Raw genomic sequence first — 15,927 nt, 5'->3', positions numbered from 1 at the left:
CACGCGCTCATGCGCTCAGCTTCGCGAACGCGGATCGGTGCCAGACCAGCGGGCTGTGCGAGAAGTCCGACATCAGACCGTTCACCCGGAGGACCACGATGTCGTGGTCACCCGCCGGGTAGGTGTGCTCGACCGAGCACTCCAGCCAGATCGGGGCTCCTTCGAGGAACACCGCGCCGGTGTCGGAGACCATCGTCTCGATGCCGACGAACCGGACGGACTTGTCGCGCGACGCGAGCTGCCTCGTGACGGGTTCGTGGCGCTCCCCGAGGACCGAGACGCCGATCGTCCGTGCGCCCGCGAGCGCGGGCCAGGTGGTCGAGGTGTGCTGCACGGCGAACATCACCAGCGGCGGGTCCTGGGAGACACCCACCGTGAACGAGGACGCGACGAGGACGGTCGGCTCGTCGTCGACGACGGCGGACAGCGCGGCGACGCCGCACGGGAAGCCGGAGAACGCCTGGCGGAGCAGGGCCGGATCGGCGGTGGACGGTGCGGTGAACATCGGGACTCCTTCGAGGGTGGGCGGGCAGAGGGTCAGGCAGCGTCCGCGGGTGCGGTGAGTCCGGACCGGTCGAGGGCGGTGGTCACGGCGCGGACGAACTCGTCCGTCGCGAGGGCCGGGAACTGACCGGTCGAGGGCATCGCCACGACGTCGGTGCCCGGGACCACACCGAACGTGATCGGGTCGTCCGGGGTGAACTGCGCGGTCGGCGGCTCGAGGACGGTGAGGTGCACGCCGCCCGCCACGAGCGCGTGCATGTCCTCCCACGTCTGCCGGTGCCCGCGGAACACCGCGGGGTAGACCGAGGCGTACCGATCGGCGTTCGCGATCGTGTCCGCAACGGCTTCGTAGAGCACCCGTGGGTCGTCGCTGCCGTACAGGCCGACGTTCTTCGCGTAGAGCTTCATCAGCGTCGACCCGTCCGCCGGGAACGCGATCGGTGGCGCCCAGTCGTTGGCCCAGTGCTCGAACGCTGCGTCGTCCGGCTCCTCCTGCGCGTAGAGCACGGCGCCGGGGACCCGGTCCGCCCCGGCCGCGACCGCCATCGCGGTGACGAGTGCCGACCCGGTCTTCATCCCGACCGGCAGGAACCGTCCGACCCCGAGCCCGTCGAGGGCCTGCAGCAGCACGGTCGCGTAGTCACCCAGGGGTCGGTCCGCCGGTGCGTCGTCGGACTGTCCGAACCCCGGGGTGTCGAAGGCGAGCACGGCGACGCCGTCCGGGAACGCCTCGAGGACGGGGTCGTAGACCGCCGAGGTGCGAGGTGACTCGTGGTACATCGCGATGACGCGCTCGGCGTCCCCCGGGGTCGGTCCGCCGGCGCGGAAGTGCACCTGGCCCCAGTCGGTGTCGACGTAACCGCGCATGATGGTTCCTCTCGTCGGGCCGATGCCCGGTCAGAACGCCCGCAGGTTGTCCCGCAGTTGCTCGTGGTCGTACTCGGTGCGGGTCAGCCCGCGAGCCTGGAGCTCCGGGACGAGCCCGTCGCACACCTCGGCGATGAACCGCCGGGTGACACCGTTCGTCCCGATCAGGAAGCCGTCCCCACCGGACACGTCCGCGAACGCCTCGAGCTGGTCCGCGACCTGCTCGACGGACCCGACGAGCGCCGGACCGGCGCCACCGGCCTCCTTCGCGACCGCCTGCCGCAGCGTCAGCGTGGCGTTGCGGTCCCGGTAGAGCGCGAAGTTCTGCGTACCGTTCGTCGCCAGGTCGAGTTCGCCGAGCGGGGTGTCGAGCGGCACGGTCGAGAAGTCGATGTCGGTGGACTTCGACATCGTTGCGAGCGGGATGTCGATGTTGTCCATCGCGAGCTGGACGCGGTCGTCGGCACGTTGCCGCGCCTCCTCCTCGCTGGACCCGACGATCGGCCAGACCCCGAACAGCACCTTGACGTCGTCCGGGTCGCGCCCGACCGCCGCGGCGGCGTCACGGACGCGGTTCCGGTAGTCGCGCGCCTTCTCGGGTGACGAGTGGATGGCGACGATGGTGTCCGCGTACTGCGCTGCGAACGCGATGCCGCGCGGCGAACCACCGGCCTGCGAGATCACCGGGCGGCCCTGTGGCGAGGGCCCGGAGTTCAGCGGCCCCCGGGTCGAGAAGTGGCTTCCCCGGTGGTCGGCGTACCGGACCTTCGTGTGGTCGGCGAAGGTCGCCGTGCGACGATCCGCCACCACCGCCCCGGGCTCCCACGTGTCGAACAGCGCGGTCATCGAGCGGACGAAGTCCTCGGCCACGTCGTACCGGGAGTCGTGCTCGTCCATCCCGTCGTGGCCGTAGTTCTGCAGCGCACGGTCGCTCGTGCCGGTCACCACGTTGACGCCGAACCGGCCCTTCGACAACTGGTCGAGCGTGCCCGCCATCCGCGCGAGCAGGTAGGGGTGGTACGCGAAGGTCCCGGCCGTCGCGATGATCCCGAGCCGTTCGGTCGCCTGCGCGAGCAGTGTCGCGACGATCATCGGGTCCTGCCGCGGCGCCTGCATGGCGTACTTCAGGTAGACCTCCATCGAGTCGCCGTAGCGGTCGCCGACGAAGGTGTTGTCCTCGATGAGCACGTAGTCGAACTTCGCGCGCTCCATGGCCCGGGCCAGGTCGACGAAGATCTGCGCGTCCTGCCAGTCGTCGCCGATCGAACCGGAGAACGGCTGTGCCCAGGCGGGTACCGAGGTCCCGTTGCAGAACCACCCGAGGTGGAATGGTGAGGCGGTCATCAGTGCTCCAGTCCCGACGCTCAGAACGCGGCGAGGTTCGCTTTGAACGTGGACTCGGGGTAGTCGCTGCGGATGAGTCCGCGCTTGCGGAGCTCCGGCGCCAGACCCGATGCGATCTCGTCGATGTACCGGCGCGAGTGCGTCCGCACCGGTTCGCCGCGGATCAGGAACCCGTCACCGCCGACGGCCTCCATGACCTCGTCCATCTGCTCCGCGACCGACGCCGGTGTGCCGACGAGCTCGACGGCCTCGGTCTGCTGCCCCATCAGCGCCTCGCGGATGGTCTTGCCCTGCGTGCGCTTCCGGAACTGCTCGAGCCCGGACTGGTGCCCGTTCGTCGAGACGTCGTCGGGCAGCGGGGCGTCCAGGTCGAACTGCTTGAAGTCGACCTCGGTGGTGATCGACATGATGCCGAGGATGGTCTCGATCTGGTCCTGGGTCAGCTCGTTCCGGCGGCGCGCGATCTCCTCGGCGTCGGCCTGCGTCTCGCCGAGGACGGGCTGGATGATGTACATGACCTTGACGTCGTCGGCGTCCCGCCCGTGACCGACGGCACGCGAACGGATGTCGTCGCGGTACTCGCGCATCTGGTCGACGCCCTTGGGCGCCGAGAGCAGCACGTTGGCGTGCCGCGAGGCGAAGTCACGCCCCTTCGGCGAACCACCGGCCTGGCAGATGACGGGGTGGCCCTGCGGCCCGGCCGGCAGGTTGAGCGGTCCGCGGACCTTGAAGTACTTGCCGTCGTGGTGGATGGGGTGCACCTTCGTGTGGTCGGCGAGGTACCCGGACTCGCGGTCGGCGACGATCGCGCCCGGTTCCCATGAGTCCCAGAGGTCCTTCACCACGGTGATGAACTCGTCCGCCATCACGTAGCGCTCGTCGTGTGGCAGCAGGTGGTCGAGGCCGTAGTTCTTGCCGGCGAGGTCCTCGGAACTCGTCACGACGTTCCAGCCGACGCGCCCCTTGGTCAGGTGGTCCATCGTCGCCATCACCCGTGCGACGAGGAACGGCGGGTAGAACGAGGTCGACATCGTGGCGATGAAGCCCATGTGCTGGGTGACCTGCGCCAGCATCGGCAGCAGCGGCACTGGGTCGCCCTTGGGGGAGTGCAGCCCGTGCTTCAGGTCGTTCTCGGTGCTGCCGCCGTAGGTGTCACTGACGAGCGTGGAGTCCTCGAACATCATGAAGTCGAAGCCGGCGCGCTCGAGCGAGCGGGCCATGTCCATGTAGTACTCGCCGTTGAGCCAGGTGAGCGGGGTGTCGGCCGCCCAGGGGGACTTCCACGCGGGCGTCTTGAACGGGGTGAACCACGCGAGGTGGAAGGGGTCGGCTGCCATTCGTGCTCCAGAGGGGACTGAGGTGGTGGTGCGACCAGTCGAGCAGTGCGCGATTTCGCCGCCGCTGCGGCACCGTGAGGATTCGATTACGCGTGCACCCGATCGCTCGGACCTCCCGCTGATCGGGGGTTTCAGGCGGACGTGGAGATTTCCGCCTGCGGTTCGGGCGTGCCGGTGGTCCGGTCCGCCACCGCGCCCGCCAATACGCCGGAGCGGTGGCCGGCGAGCACGGCGGCGGCGGACGGCACCGGGATCCGGTAGGCCGACGTGATGGTCGTGTAGAGCGCGCCGCCGAGGCGGCCGACGGGGCGGTAGCGCTCGATGTCGATGCGCCCACGGTCGTCGAGGACCCCGTCGTCGGTGTGCACACCGACGACCTCGGCGAAGACGAGCGTCGCGCCGGGCATCTCCTTCTCCTCGGTCGCACGACACTCCAGGGCGACCTTGGCACCCGCCAGGCGTGGCGGCGTGACGACGGTGCTCGGGGTGGTGTCGAGTCCGAGCAGGGCCGCTTCGTCGACGTCGGCGTCGAACAGCGCGGCCGTGTCCGTCTGGTCGGCCTCGAAGCCCTCCGTGACCAGGTTGACCACGAAGTCGCCGGTGTGCCGGATGTTGTCGAGCGTGTCCTTGCTGCCGGTGAATGACACCATGAGCATCGGTGGGTCCATCGTGACGAGCTGGAAGTAGCTGTACGGGGCCAGGTTGTACCCGCCGGCGGGCGAGACCGAACCGATCCAGGCGATCGGCCGCGGCACGACCGCGTTCTTGATCATCCAGATGAAGTCGACGTGTTCGGACGAGGTGTCGAGGTACATGCGGTGGCCTCCCGGCGCGCGTTCGTGGGTCGAGATCTGACGGGAGGCTCGGTGCAGGTCCGGTGGGTCGGCGCGCCTCCCGGGGCAGCCGGTCGCAGGGCCCGGCTCAGGCCGCGCGGTCGTCGTCCAGCACGCGGGCTCCGGGGATCGCCCGGAGGAGCGTCCGGGTGTACTCGTGCTGCGGGGCACCGAAGATCTGGTCGGGGGTGCCGGACTCGACGATCTGCCCGTGGTCCATGACGTGCACGCGGTGCGACACCATCCGGACGACGGCGAGGTCGTGGCTGATGAACAGGTACGCCAGACCGAGTTCCTGCTGCAGCTCGACGAGGAGCTCGAGGATCTGCTCCTGCACCACGACATCGAGCGCGGAGACGGCCTCGTCGAGGACGACCAGGTCGGTCTGGAGTGCGAGGGCGCGGGCGATGGCGACGCGCTGGAGCTGCCCGCCGGACATCTCGTTCGGCAGCTTGTCCGCGGTCGCCGCCGGCAGAGCGACCCGGTCGAGCAGGTCGAGGGCGCGGGCCTTCCGCGTTGCGGCGTCGCCGATGTCGTGCAGCACCATCGGTTCCTCGATGCTCCGACGGACGGTCCAGCGGGCGTCGAGCGAGCCGTACGGGTTCTGGAACACCGGCTGCACGCGACTGCGGAACCGCATCAGGTCGCCGCCGCGCAGCCCGGAGAGCTCGGCGCCGTCGAAGGTGATCGAGCCGCTCGTCTGGTGCTCGAGCGCGAGGACCATCTTCGCCGTCGTGGACTTGCCGGACCCCGAGCCGCCCACGACCGCGACCGTCTCACTGCGTGCGATGTCGAAGGTCGAGCCGGTCACTGCGACGAAGGGGTCCTGCCGCCGCCAGCTGCTCGAGCGGATCGGGTACTCCTTGCGGACGTCGGTGAGCCGGACGAGCGGTTCGGCCGCCGCCACCGCGAGGTCGGGGCCGGTCGGACGGTGAACCGTCGTCGCAGGACCGTCCCCGACGAGGCGGACGGATCCGAAGTCCGGGGCGGCCGCGAGGAGCCGCTGCGTGTACTCGTGCTGCGGACGCGCCAGGATCCCGGCGGCGCGTCCCTGCTCGACGACGTCCCCGCGGTACATGACGAGGATCGTGTCGGCACGTTCGGCGGCGAGCGGCAGGTCGTGGGTGATCAGGAGCACGGCGGTGCCGAGTTCACTCGTCAGCCGGTCGAGCTCGTCGAGGATGGTCCGCTGCACCGTGACGTCGAGGGCACTCGTCGGCTCGTCGGCGATGAGGAGCTTGGGACGACAGGCGAGCCCCATCGCGATGAGCACCCGCTGCCGCATGCCGCCGGAGAGCTCGTGGGGGTACTGGCGTGCACGGCGCTCCGGCTCGGGGATCCCGACCATCTCGAGCAGCTCGACGACACGGGTCCGTGCCGCCGCGCCCTTGGCGATGCCGTGCACCTCTAATGCCTCGCGGATCTGCGTGCCGACACGGTGGATCGGGTCGAGGTTCGACATCGGGTCCTGTGGCACCAGGCCGACGCCCTTGCCCCGGATACCGACCATCGTGCGCTCGGGGGCATCGTGGATCGACACCCCGTCGAAGGTGATGCTGCCGTCCGAGATCCGGCCGTTCTCGGCGAGCAGGCGGTTCACGCTGGCCGCCGTCGTCGACTTGCCGGAGCCGGACTCGCCGACGATCGCCAGGGTCTCCCCGGCGGCCAGGTCGAACGACACCCGGCGGATCGCCTCGAACTCACCGGACGGGGTCGTGAACGTCACGGCCAGGTCGCGGACGGACAGGAGCGGCTGCTGCGTCATGGGGGCTGCCTTCGGGACAGGAGCGGAGCGTGCGAGGAGAGGGGCGCGGGCCGGCCGTTGCGGCCGGCCCGCGCTGGGGTGGTGACTAGACCGCGACGGTGGGGAGCGGGGTCTCCACACGCGGCTGGGGCGTGCCTGCGAAGGACGGTGTGCCGCCCCACGAGGTCTCGACGTCGGCGAGCTCGACGACCTCGCCGAACGACCAGCCCATGCCGAACAGGGCGAAGTGGTTGCGCTCCGGCGTGAACTCGGCGACCGCGTCCCGCACGACGTACGTGGCGTAGTCACGCTGTCCCGCGTCGCGGACGGTGGTCTCGACGCAGATGTTCGTCGTCACACCGCAGACCACGAGGTTGCGGACACCCATGCCGGTCAGGACGGGTTCGAGCCGGGTGCCGTAGAACGCACTCGGGCGGGACTTGTCGATCACGACCTCGTCGGGTCGGGCTCCGAGCTCGGGGATGAGCTCGATCTCGTCGGTGCCGTACCCGAGCGAGTTCGCGGCGATCCGGTCGGTTGCCTTCGCACCCTTCGTGACACCGAAGTCGACCATGCCAGGGCTGTAGACGTAGCGGGTGAAGATCACCGGCACGCCGGCAGCACGTGCGGCGTCGACGAGGGCGACGGTGCCGGGGATCGCGTGCCGCAGCGGGGTGACGTCGATGCCGGCGCGGCCGAGCGAGTCGTCGTTGTCGAAGAACGCGCGCTGCATGTCGACGACGATGACGGCGGTGTTCTCGGTGGGGATGGTGGTGGTCATCGTGCGACTCCTAGTTGAAGAGGATCATGCCGTTGGGACGGGGCGTCCAGTCGAGCCCCTTGGTGACGCCGTACGTGTAGGTGTCGGCGATGAGCGGTGCGTAGTACGTGTTCTCGTCGACGATCGCCGAGACCTGCCCGAGGTCGGCGTTCCGGGCGTCCTCGTCGGGTTCTGCGAGCTCCTTCTCGAGCAGCGCGTCGATCTCTGCGTTCTTCGCGTAGCCCTGGCCGCCGGACTTGGTGAGCATGGTCAGGGGAAGGTCGGCGTCGAGCACCGACGGGGCGAACGCGTAGATGTACAGACCGGAGAACTTGTTCGAGAACCAGTTCGACGAGAACGTCGAGAACTCCTGGCCGTCGAGCTCCACCGTGATACCGACCGCTTCGAGGTACTGCTGGATCGACTGTGCGAGCTGCTGGATCTGCGGCAGGGTCGTCGTCGGGTAGCTCAGCGTGATGGCGGACCCGTCGTACCCGGAGGCCTCGACGAGCTGCTTCGCCTTCGCGACGTCCTGCTCCGTCGGCTCGATGGAGTCGTCGTAGCCCTGGGTCACCGAGGCGACGAGCTGGCTGGCCGGCTCGGTGGTCCCGGCCATCAGCTTCTCGGAGATCGCGTCGCGGTCGACAGCCAGGCTGACGGCCTTGCGGAAGTCGGCGTCGTCGAGCCACTTCGCGGTCGCGTTGAAGCCGGTGTAGATGACCCGGTTCGACTTCGTGTCGACGACGTCGATCGCGTCGGACGACTCCGCGGTGTCGACGCTGGCCGGTCCGAGCAGCGCGATGTCCAGGTCGCCGGACTGCACCGAGTTCGCGCGGGTGGTCTCGTCCGGCACGAACTGGAAGACGACGTTCTCGTAGGTGCCCTGCTTGCCCCAGTAGTCCGGGTTCCGCTTCAGGGTGATGGAGTCGCCGCGGGTCCACTTCACCACCTCGTAGGGACCGGAGCCGACCGGCTTCTGCCCGAACGCCTTCGCACCCTCGGCGTAGATCGCCTCCGGCAGGATCGACACGAGTGTGACCTGGCGGTCGAACGGCGCGTACGCGGTGTTGAGGTGGAACACGACGGTGGTGTCGTCGGTCGCTTCGAGGGAGTCGATCGCGGTCATGTAGCCGCCGAGGTTCGACTCGGGGTCCTTCATCGCCGTCTCGTACGTGTACACGACGTCGTCGGCGGTGACAGGGGAGCCGTCGGAGAACTCGGCGTCGTCACGGAGCGTGAACGTCCACGTCGTCAGGGCGTCGTCGTGGGTCCACTCGGTCGCCAGGCCCGGTTCGACGCTGCCGTCCGCCCCGATGGTCGTCAGCTGGTCGAAGACGTTCTCGAAGACGTTGAGGGACTGCAGGTTCGTGTCGAACACCGGGTCGAGGGTCGACGGTTCGGCGGTCAGGGCGGCGGTGACGGTGTCCTTGGTGGTCGAGCCGCTGCCGGTGTCGGCGGACGAGAAGCCCGAGCAGCCGGTGAGCACGAGTGCTGCGGTGCCGGTGAGGCCGACTGCAGCGAGGAGTCGGTGGATCCGGGGTGATGCCATGAGGGGGTGGTCCCTTCCGGGTCAGGGGTGCGGGGGTGGGACGAGCGGTCAGCGACGCGAACGGCGCGCGGACAGGCCCTGCGAGACGAACTGGACCCCACCGATGACCATCAGGATCATCAGGGCGGGCAGGACGACGAGCGCTGGGTTGGTCTGCAGGTAGTTCTGGCCGTCGGCGATGAGTCCTCCGAGGCTGGGGGTCGGCGGCTGGATGCCGAGGCCGAGGAAGGACAGGGACGACTCGATCGTGATCACGGTGCCGACCTCGAACGCCGCGAGGATCGCGATCTGCGGGAGCACGTTCGGCAGCAGGTGGCGGCTGATGACCCACCATCCGGACCCGCCGGCCGCGGTCACGGCGGTGACGAACTCGCGTTCCCGCAGCGACACCGCGATGGAGCGCGAGACGCGGCCGTAGCCGACCCAGTTCGTCAGGCCGAGCATCACCACCAGCAGGGTGGTGCTCGAACCGAGCGCGGCGACCAGCACGATGAGGAGCAGGACGACCGGGATCGACAGCTGCACGTCGGCAACGCCCATCAGGAACGCGTCGAGACGACCGCGGCGCCACCCGGCGACGAGCCCGATCGCCAGCCCGAGGACCATCGAGATGAGCACGGCGCCGAAGGCCACGACGAGCGACGTCCGGGTCGCCACGGACAGCCGGCTGAGCAGGTCACGGCCCAGTGCGTCCGTCCCCATCAGGTGGGCACCACTCGTGAAGGGCGTCTGCTGCGCACTCGAGAGGTCCTGCGTGTACGGGTTGAAGCCGGGCAGGAACGGCACCACCACCACGACGAGTGCGACGATCACGAGCATGACGGTCGCGACGACGAGCGAGGGCGCCGCGCCGACGAGTCCCGCGGTGAGGGACCGTGCCTGGGTGCGGGAACGGAGCCGGTTCGTTGCCTGGGTCATGAGAGCCTCACTCGCGGGTCGAGCACCGCGTAGAGCATGTCGACGATGAAGTTGATGCCGACGAAGAGCACGGCGATCAGCACGACGCCGGCCTGCACGATCGGGTAGTCGCGCTCCGTCACGCCCTGCACGATCAGCCGGCCGAGGCCCGGCCAGTTGAAGACCATCTCGAGCACGACCGTGCCGCCCATCAGCACCCCGAGGTTGATGCCGGCGATCGTGATGACGGGCAGCAGGGCGTTCGGGAGCATGTGCCGCACGACGATCCGGCCTCGGGGGACGCCCTTCGCGCGGGCGGTCCGGACGTAGTCCAGGGTCCGTGACTCGTCGAACGAGGACGAGATCAGCCGCAGGTACAGCGCCACTTCGAACGTCGCCATCGTCGCGACGGGGAGCACGAAGCTCGCGTAGCTCGTTCGGCCGATCGCGGGGAGCAGCCCCAGGGAGACCGAGAACACGAGCACCAGCAGGATGCCGAACAGGTACGGCGGGATCGCCTGCCGGACCGTCGCGAGCCACATCAGCGTCGACCGGAGCCGCTTGCTGCCGGTCGTCTCGGCGATGACCGCCAGGGCAACTGCGAGCGCGAACCCGATGACGAACGAGGTCAGGGCGAGCTCGACGGTGTTCGGCAGCCGCTCGAGCACGAGGCCGAGTGCTGACTGACCCTGCCGGATCGAGTCGCCCAAGTCGCCCCGGAACGCACCCGCCATGAAGTCGACGTACTGCACGAGTAGCGGCCGGTCGAGCCCGAGGCTGTGCCGGGCGGCGTCCACGTCGGCCTGCGTCGCCTGGTCCGGCAGCATGAGCCGGACCGGGTCCCCGGTCAGCCGGGCGAGCACGAACGCGAACGTGAGCACCGCGAGGACCGTGACGACGATCCGCGCGACGCGGGAGCCGATGAACCGCACCATGTGACGGTCCTTCCTTGAGCGGGTACGAGGTGGTCACCTCGGTGTGCAGGTGACGCTACGGACCGATTGATTCCGCACCGTGACCTGTCGGTAACGGTTGATTGCGCGCCGTCGATCCGCATGTGCAAGCCGATCGAGGGCGTTTCCGCCGCTGTCGGCGGTCTTGGTTCGTACCGCGTTGCTCAGCGCGGAGGCGTCGGTGTCTTGAGCATCGCGGGAACGTCGTCGTGCTTCGCCCACAGCGCCACACGGTCGCCGCGGTAGTGGCCGTAGGCGAGCATGCCGACGCGACCGTCCGCACCGCGCACGAGCGTCTCGCGCACCAGGATCGCGGCACCGACCGCGACCTTCAGGACCTTGGCGGTGCGCTCGTCGCAGTTCACCGCCTCCACGGTCGCCTCGACGTGCGACAACGCGACCTGCCGCATCGCGTTGAGCCGGGCGTCCCGGTCGTCGTCGTCGACGAGCAGGTCCGGCGCGTCCATCGGGTAGTACCCGACGAGCACGCCGAGCGGTTCGCCACCGCGGGTGACGAGGTCCTCGCGCATGAGCACGTACTCATCGTCGATCTCCAGCCGGCTCCGGATGTGCTCGTCGGCCAGCACGGGCGCGCGCTCCAGCTCGGTCAGTTCGAGGGACACGGAGGGCCGGTCCGGGTCCTCCTCGGCGCGGGTCCATCCGCCGATCGGCAGGAGTTCCAGCAGCGGCAGCTCGGAGATCGAGGCCACGACGCTCGTCCCGATCCGCTGTCGTCGTTCGATGAGCCCCTCGGCACCGAGCATCGACAGCGCCGACCGGATACTGCTCCGGCTCATCATCATCGACATGGTGAGGCTCTGCTCCTCGACCGGACGCCCGGCCGCGAGCACGCCGCGCCGGATGCTCGCCCGCAGGAGCACGTGGGCCCGTCGCGGGGAGGACTGCAGGAGTTCGCGGATCCGCTGGCCACTGCCGCTCCGGGCTCGGGCGATGGCCTCGGTGAGTTCGGTCTGCGTGTACACGTCGATCCTCCGGTCCGGAGCCGACAGTGCCAGCGGCCCCTCGGTGGAGGTGAGCTTATGGACGACGCGTGTCGTGCAACTACCCCGGAGCGTTACGTGTTGATTACGCCGTGCAGCCGGCCGAGCGCAGGGGTCAGTGTCCGAGCTCGACCAGGAACACCCCCGCGATGATCAGCGCGATGCCGCCCAGCATGAGCAACGTCAAGGGTTCGCGGAAGAGCACCAGGCCCAGGATCGCCGTCAGTGCGACACCGGTCGCGGCCCAGATCCCGTAGGCGACACCGATCGGCAGGCCGAGCGTCAGGGCCACGGCGAGCAGGCTGAAGGCGACGAGGTACCCCAGGACGACGGGTACGAAGAACAGCTTCTTGCCGTCGGTGGCGAGCTTGAGGCTGATCGTGGCACCGACCTCGGAGACGATCGCGACGGCGAGCAGAACCCACGCCATCAGAATGCCCCCCGCTTCCGTGCGGCGAGGGCTCGCTGCGAGCCGATCTCGACCAGCAGCACGCCGGCAGCGATCAGCACGATGCCGACGACCATGGTGAGCGTGAGTGCCTGCCCGAACAGCACGGCCGCGAGCACCGCGGTCAGGGCGACACCGGAGGCTCCCCAGATGCCGTAGGCGACCCCGACCGCCATCCCCGCGCGGAGCACCAGGATCAGCATCGCGAACGCGGCGACGTAGCCCGCGACGACGAGCGCGTACCACCCGGGCTGGTCCACAGCGGCCTGCATCGAGAGCGCCCCGGTGACCTCGGCGACGATCGCGGTCCCGAGGAACAGCCACTTCATGCGCCGGTCCTGTCCGCCAGGGCCGCGATCGCCCGTGCCGCGACCCGGACGGTGGCATCCGCCGCAGCATAGTCCCGGTCGGCGAGCCACGTCGAGCTGATGCCGTCGGCGGTCGCGATGAGCAGCCGGACGACGTGCTCGACCGGCACTGCCCAGCGGATGCCGTCCTCCGCGGTCCACTCGTCGACCTGCTCGCGGACCGCATCGAGGTACGCGTGCTGCTCCCACGCGGCGAGGTCCTGCAGGTCGGGGTCGCGCCGTGAGTGGGTGACCAGCTCGACGACGGCGAGTGCGGTCGCTGGGTCGTCGCGCGTCTGCGCGAGGTGCGCCGACAGGCCGGAGGTGATCCGGGCCTCCAGGTCGAGCCGCGCGACCGGCGGTGCGAACGCGACCGCCATGGCCGTGCGGAGCTGGCGTTCGAGCACGGCACGGAAGAGCGGCGCCTTCGATGCGAAGCAGTAGTGGAAGGCGCCGTGCGGCAGGCCCGCGCGGGCGGTGACCGCGCGGGTGGTCACCGCGCTGATGCCGCCGTCGCGCAGGACGGCGATCGCGGCGTCGACGAGCTGCTCGCGCCGTTCCTCGACGCTGCGGTGCTCTTGCTGGAGGGTCATGGTCCGACCGTAACGCCGAACTTGGCCATGTGGCCAAGTCGGGCGGTGAACTCTCAGCGTGGGACTGGTTCGCCCCAGCACCCGGTCCACAGCAGAACGACCCTCGGCCAACCGGCTGAGGGTCGTTCTGTGGTGAGACGTGCCTACTTGTGGAGCAAGAGGCTGGCCACGCCGAGGACGGCGAGGGTGATCTTGTAGCTGCGAGGAGACATCAGACCGTCCTTACTTGCACTGGCTGGCACTCTTGTCAGCTGGCGGGCGGCACCCGCCTTACTGCGGCATGTCCACGAACCGCGAGAACATCCCGTGGAACGCCACGGTGATGGTGTCCGTCGGACCGTTACGGTGCTTCGCCACGATCAGGTCGGCCTCACCCTGCCGCGGGTTGTCCTTCTCGTACGCCGACTCGCGGTGCAGCAGGATGACCATGTCGGCGTCCTGCTCGATCGACCCGGACTCTCGCAGGTCGGAGATCGCCGGCTTCTTGTCGGCACGCTGCTCGGGACCACGGTTCAGCTGGGACAGCGCGATGACGGGGACCTGGAGCTCCTTCGCCATCAGCTTCAGTGCACGCGAGAACTCGGAGACCTCTTGCTGGCGGCTCTCGACCTTCTTGCCCGAGGTCATCAGCTGCAGGTAGTCGATGACGACGAGCTTGAGGTTGTGCTGCTGCTTGAGTCGACGGCACTTGGCGCGGATCTCGACCAGCGTCATGTTGGGGGAGTCGTCGATGAAGAACGGCGCGTCGTTGATGCGCCCGCGGGTCTGCGCGATGGTGGTCCAGTCGCGGGAGTCCACGGTGCCCTTGCGCATGTTCTGCAGCGGCACGCTGGTCTCGGCGGACAGCAGACGCATGGCGATCTCGGCGCGACCCATCTCGAGCGAGAAGAAGGCGGCGGTCTGGTCGTGCTTGATCGCCGCGGCGCGGCACAGGTCGAGCGCGAGCGTCGACTTACCGAGGGCGGGTCGAGCGGCGACGATGATCAGCTGTCCGGGGTGGAAGCCGTTCGTCAGGCCGTCGAGCTGCGCGAACCCGGTCGGCACGCCGGTCATCTGGCCGTCACGGCCCTTGGCGGCCTCGATCTCGTCGAGGGCGGCGGAGATGGCGTCGGTCAGGGGGACGTAGTCCTCGGTCTGCACGCCACCGGCGACGTTGTAGACCTCGGCCTGCGCGCTGTTGACGAGGTCGGTGACCTCGCCTTCGGACGCGTAGCCCATCTGCACGATGCGGGTGCCGGCGTCGACGAGGCGACGGAGGACGGCCTTCTCGGCGACGATCCCGGCGTAGTACCCCGCGTTGGCAGCGGTCGGCACCATGCTCGTCACGCTGTGCAGGTACTCGGCGCCACCACCGCGGGACAGCAGACCGGTCTTGGTCAGCTCGTCGGTGACGGCGATGACGTCGGTGGGCTCGCCGTGCGAGTAGAGCGAGAGGATCGCGTCGAAGATGACCTCGTGCTTGGGGACGTAGAAGTCCACGCCACGAGCGGTCTCGATGACGTCGGCGACGGCGTCCTTCGACAGGAGCATGCCGCCGATGGTCGACTGTTCGGCCAACAGGTCGTGCGGCGGGGTGCGTTCCATGCCGCGCTCCGCGTACTCCTGCGGTGCGGGCTCAAGATGCGCGATCGACACACTCTCTCCTCTGTTGAACGACGCAGGGCTGGACACGGTGGTCCGACACCTGCAACGACTTTCTACCCCCAGCGACCGACATCCCCGAGTCGCTGGGCCAAGCTACGGCCGCAGAGTTATCCCCAACAAACGGCCCTGTGGATAACTCTGTGGAGGGATTGCGGAACACGCCGGAATGCTGTGTGGAGAACTGTGGATGGGTCTGTGGAAACAGAGCCATGGGAACACACTTTCGACCACTTGACCTGGGGTTTTCATGTTCACACGGTGTGTGGAAAAGTGGGGTTCAAGTACGCCTTGAAGGTTCCGATTTGACACGTTTCTGCTGTGTAAAACGACTTGACAAGCACCCCTCCTGTGGGAAGTGTTCTCGGGCCGTTCCCAGCAAGCCGGGCCGTGCCTGAGAGGTAACCAGCCAGCCAAGCCGAACCCGCCCGTGCAAGCCGAGCCGGGCCTCCCGGCCGTTCTGGACGACCGTGCGTTGATGGTGAGCAGAAGATGTCGAGTGGGGGATCGGGACCCGACCTTTTCTGCTCACCAAGTGAAAGCACGAACGCCCCGCGCCCCGCGCCACGCACCACGCGGAGAACCCGCCAACGCAACGACGGGCGGGCCTCCCGAAGGAGACCCGCCCGTCGTGGAGCGGAACGTCAGTGCTACTTGGCAGCGACGACCTTGAGCGAGATCACGGCAGTGATGTCCTCGCGCAGACGCACGGTGGCCTCGTGGTCACCGACGGTCTTGATGGTCGCGGGGACCTCGACCTTGCGCTTGTCGAGCGAGCCGACGCCCTGCGCCTGGACGGCGTCAGCGACGTCGCCCGGACGGACGGAGCCGAACAGACGACCGTCCTTGCCGGCCTTGACCGCCAGGGAGATGGTCGCGTTCTCGAGCTTCATCTTGAGGTCCTGTGCCTCTTCGATGGTGGCGAGCTCACGCGCGGTGCGCGCGGCACGGATCGACTCGACCTGCTTCTCGCCGCCCTTGGACCACGCGACAGCGAAGCCCTGGGGGATGAGGTAGTTGCGGGCGTAGCCGTTCTTGACGTCGACGACGTCACCAGCGGAACCGAGGCCGGAGACCTCGTGGGTGAGGATGAGCTTCGACATGTGTCG

16 protein-coding genes are annotated in these 15,927 nt (G+C 68.9%); all 16 read right to left on the bottom strand.

The annotated features are described in order from the left end of the window. Positions 1-7 precede the first annotated feature (7 nt). Positions 8-505, bottom strand: a complete 498-nt coding sequence (locus EDF23_RS04745; RefSeq protein ID WP_131920832.1) for a flavin reductase family protein — start codon at positions 503-505, stop codon at positions 8-10. Between the two features lie 32 nt (positions 506-537). Next, positions 538-1,371, bottom strand: coding sequence for an alpha/beta fold hydrolase (locus tag EDF23_RS04740; protein ID WP_131920830.1), 834 nt, complete (start codon positions 1,369-1,371; stop codon positions 538-540). 30 nt (positions 1,372-1,401) lie between these two features. After that, positions 1,402-2,715, bottom strand: a complete 1,314-nt coding sequence (locus EDF23_RS04735; protein ID WP_131920828.1) for an NtaA/DmoA family FMN-dependent monooxygenase — start codon at positions 2,713-2,715, stop codon at positions 1,402-1,404. 20 nt (positions 2,716-2,735) lie between these two features. Beyond that, on the bottom strand, positions 2,736-4,052 hold the full coding sequence (locus EDF23_RS04730; RefSeq protein ID WP_131920826.1) for an NtaA/DmoA family FMN-dependent monooxygenase: 1,317 nt from the start codon (positions 4,050-4,052) through the stop codon (positions 2,736-2,738). A gap of 131 nt (positions 4,053-4,183) precedes the next feature. Then, positions 4,184-4,867 carry a flavin reductase family protein gene (locus EDF23_RS04725; protein WP_131920824.1) on the bottom strand — a complete coding sequence of 228 codons (684 nt, stop codon included), beginning with the start codon at positions 4,865-4,867 and terminating at the stop codon, positions 4,184-4,186. A 106-nt stretch (positions 4,868-4,973) separates the two neighbouring features. Continuing rightward, on the bottom strand, positions 4,974-6,650 hold the full coding sequence (locus tag EDF23_RS04720; RefSeq protein ID WP_131920822.1) for an ABC transporter ATP-binding protein: 1,677 nt from the start codon (positions 6,648-6,650) through the stop codon (positions 4,974-4,976). Between the two features lie 85 nt (positions 6,651-6,735). Further along, positions 6,736-7,410 (bottom strand): isochorismatase family cysteine hydrolase, encoded by a 675-nt coding sequence (locus EDF23_RS04715; protein WP_131877899.1) that lies wholly within the window; start codon positions 7,408-7,410, stop codon positions 6,736-6,738. A gap of 10 nt (positions 7,411-7,420) precedes the next feature. Beyond that, positions 7,421-8,938 (bottom strand): ABC transporter substrate-binding protein, encoded by a 1,518-nt coding sequence (locus EDF23_RS04710; RefSeq protein ID WP_131877901.1) that lies wholly within the window; start codon positions 8,936-8,938, stop codon positions 7,421-7,423. 48 nt (positions 8,939-8,986) lie between these two features. Then, complete coding sequence (locus tag EDF23_RS04705) at positions 8,987-9,856, bottom strand: ABC transporter permease (protein ID WP_131920820.1); 870 nt, start codon at positions 9,854-9,856, stop codon at positions 8,987-8,989. After that, on the bottom strand, positions 9,853-10,770 hold the full coding sequence (locus EDF23_RS04700; RefSeq protein WP_131920818.1) for an ABC transporter permease: 918 nt from the start codon (positions 10,768-10,770) through the stop codon (positions 9,853-9,855). Before EDF23_RS04700 ends, EDF23_RS04705 begins: the two co-directional genes overlap by 4 nt. A gap of 182 nt (positions 10,771-10,952) precedes the next feature. Beyond that, positions 10,953-11,771, bottom strand: a complete 819-nt coding sequence (locus EDF23_RS04695) for a UTRA domain-containing protein (protein ID WP_131877907.1) — start codon at positions 11,769-11,771, stop codon at positions 10,953-10,955. Positions 11,772-11,904: 133 nt separating this feature from the next. Next, positions 11,905-12,219 carry an SMR family transporter gene (locus tag EDF23_RS04690; protein ID WP_131920816.1) on the bottom strand — a complete coding sequence of 105 codons (315 nt, stop codon included), beginning with the start codon at positions 12,217-12,219 and terminating at the stop codon, positions 11,905-11,907. Further along, positions 12,219-12,566, bottom strand: a complete 348-nt coding sequence (locus tag EDF23_RS04685; protein WP_131920814.1) for an SMR family transporter — start codon at positions 12,564-12,566, stop codon at positions 12,219-12,221. The genes EDF23_RS04690 and EDF23_RS04685 overlap by 1 nt, the downstream gene beginning before the upstream one ends. Then, positions 12,563-13,177, bottom strand: coding sequence for a TetR/AcrR family transcriptional regulator (locus EDF23_RS04680; protein WP_131920812.1), 615 nt, complete (start codon positions 13,175-13,177; stop codon positions 12,563-12,565). The genes EDF23_RS04685 and EDF23_RS04680 overlap by 4 nt, the downstream gene beginning before the upstream one ends. 270 nt (positions 13,178-13,447) lie before the next feature. Next, positions 13,448-14,812 (bottom strand): replicative DNA helicase, encoded by a 1,365-nt coding sequence (gene dnaB, locus EDF23_RS04675; protein ID WP_111083664.1) that lies wholly within the window; start codon positions 14,810-14,812, stop codon positions 13,448-13,450. A 656-nt stretch (positions 14,813-15,468) separates the two neighbouring features. Next, positions 15,469-15,921 (bottom strand): 50S ribosomal protein L9, encoded by a 453-nt coding sequence (rplI, locus tag EDF23_RS04670; protein WP_111083665.1) that lies wholly within the window; start codon positions 15,919-15,921, stop codon positions 15,469-15,471. Between the last annotated feature and the right edge of the window lie 6 nt (positions 15,922-15,927).

Source organism: Curtobacterium sp. PhB128, from assembly GCF_004340725.1.
Taxonomy (GTDB): domain Bacteria; phylum Actinomycetota; class Actinomycetes; order Actinomycetales; family Microbacteriaceae; genus Curtobacterium.
This window is presented reverse-complemented; position numbering and strand designations above follow the sequence as displayed.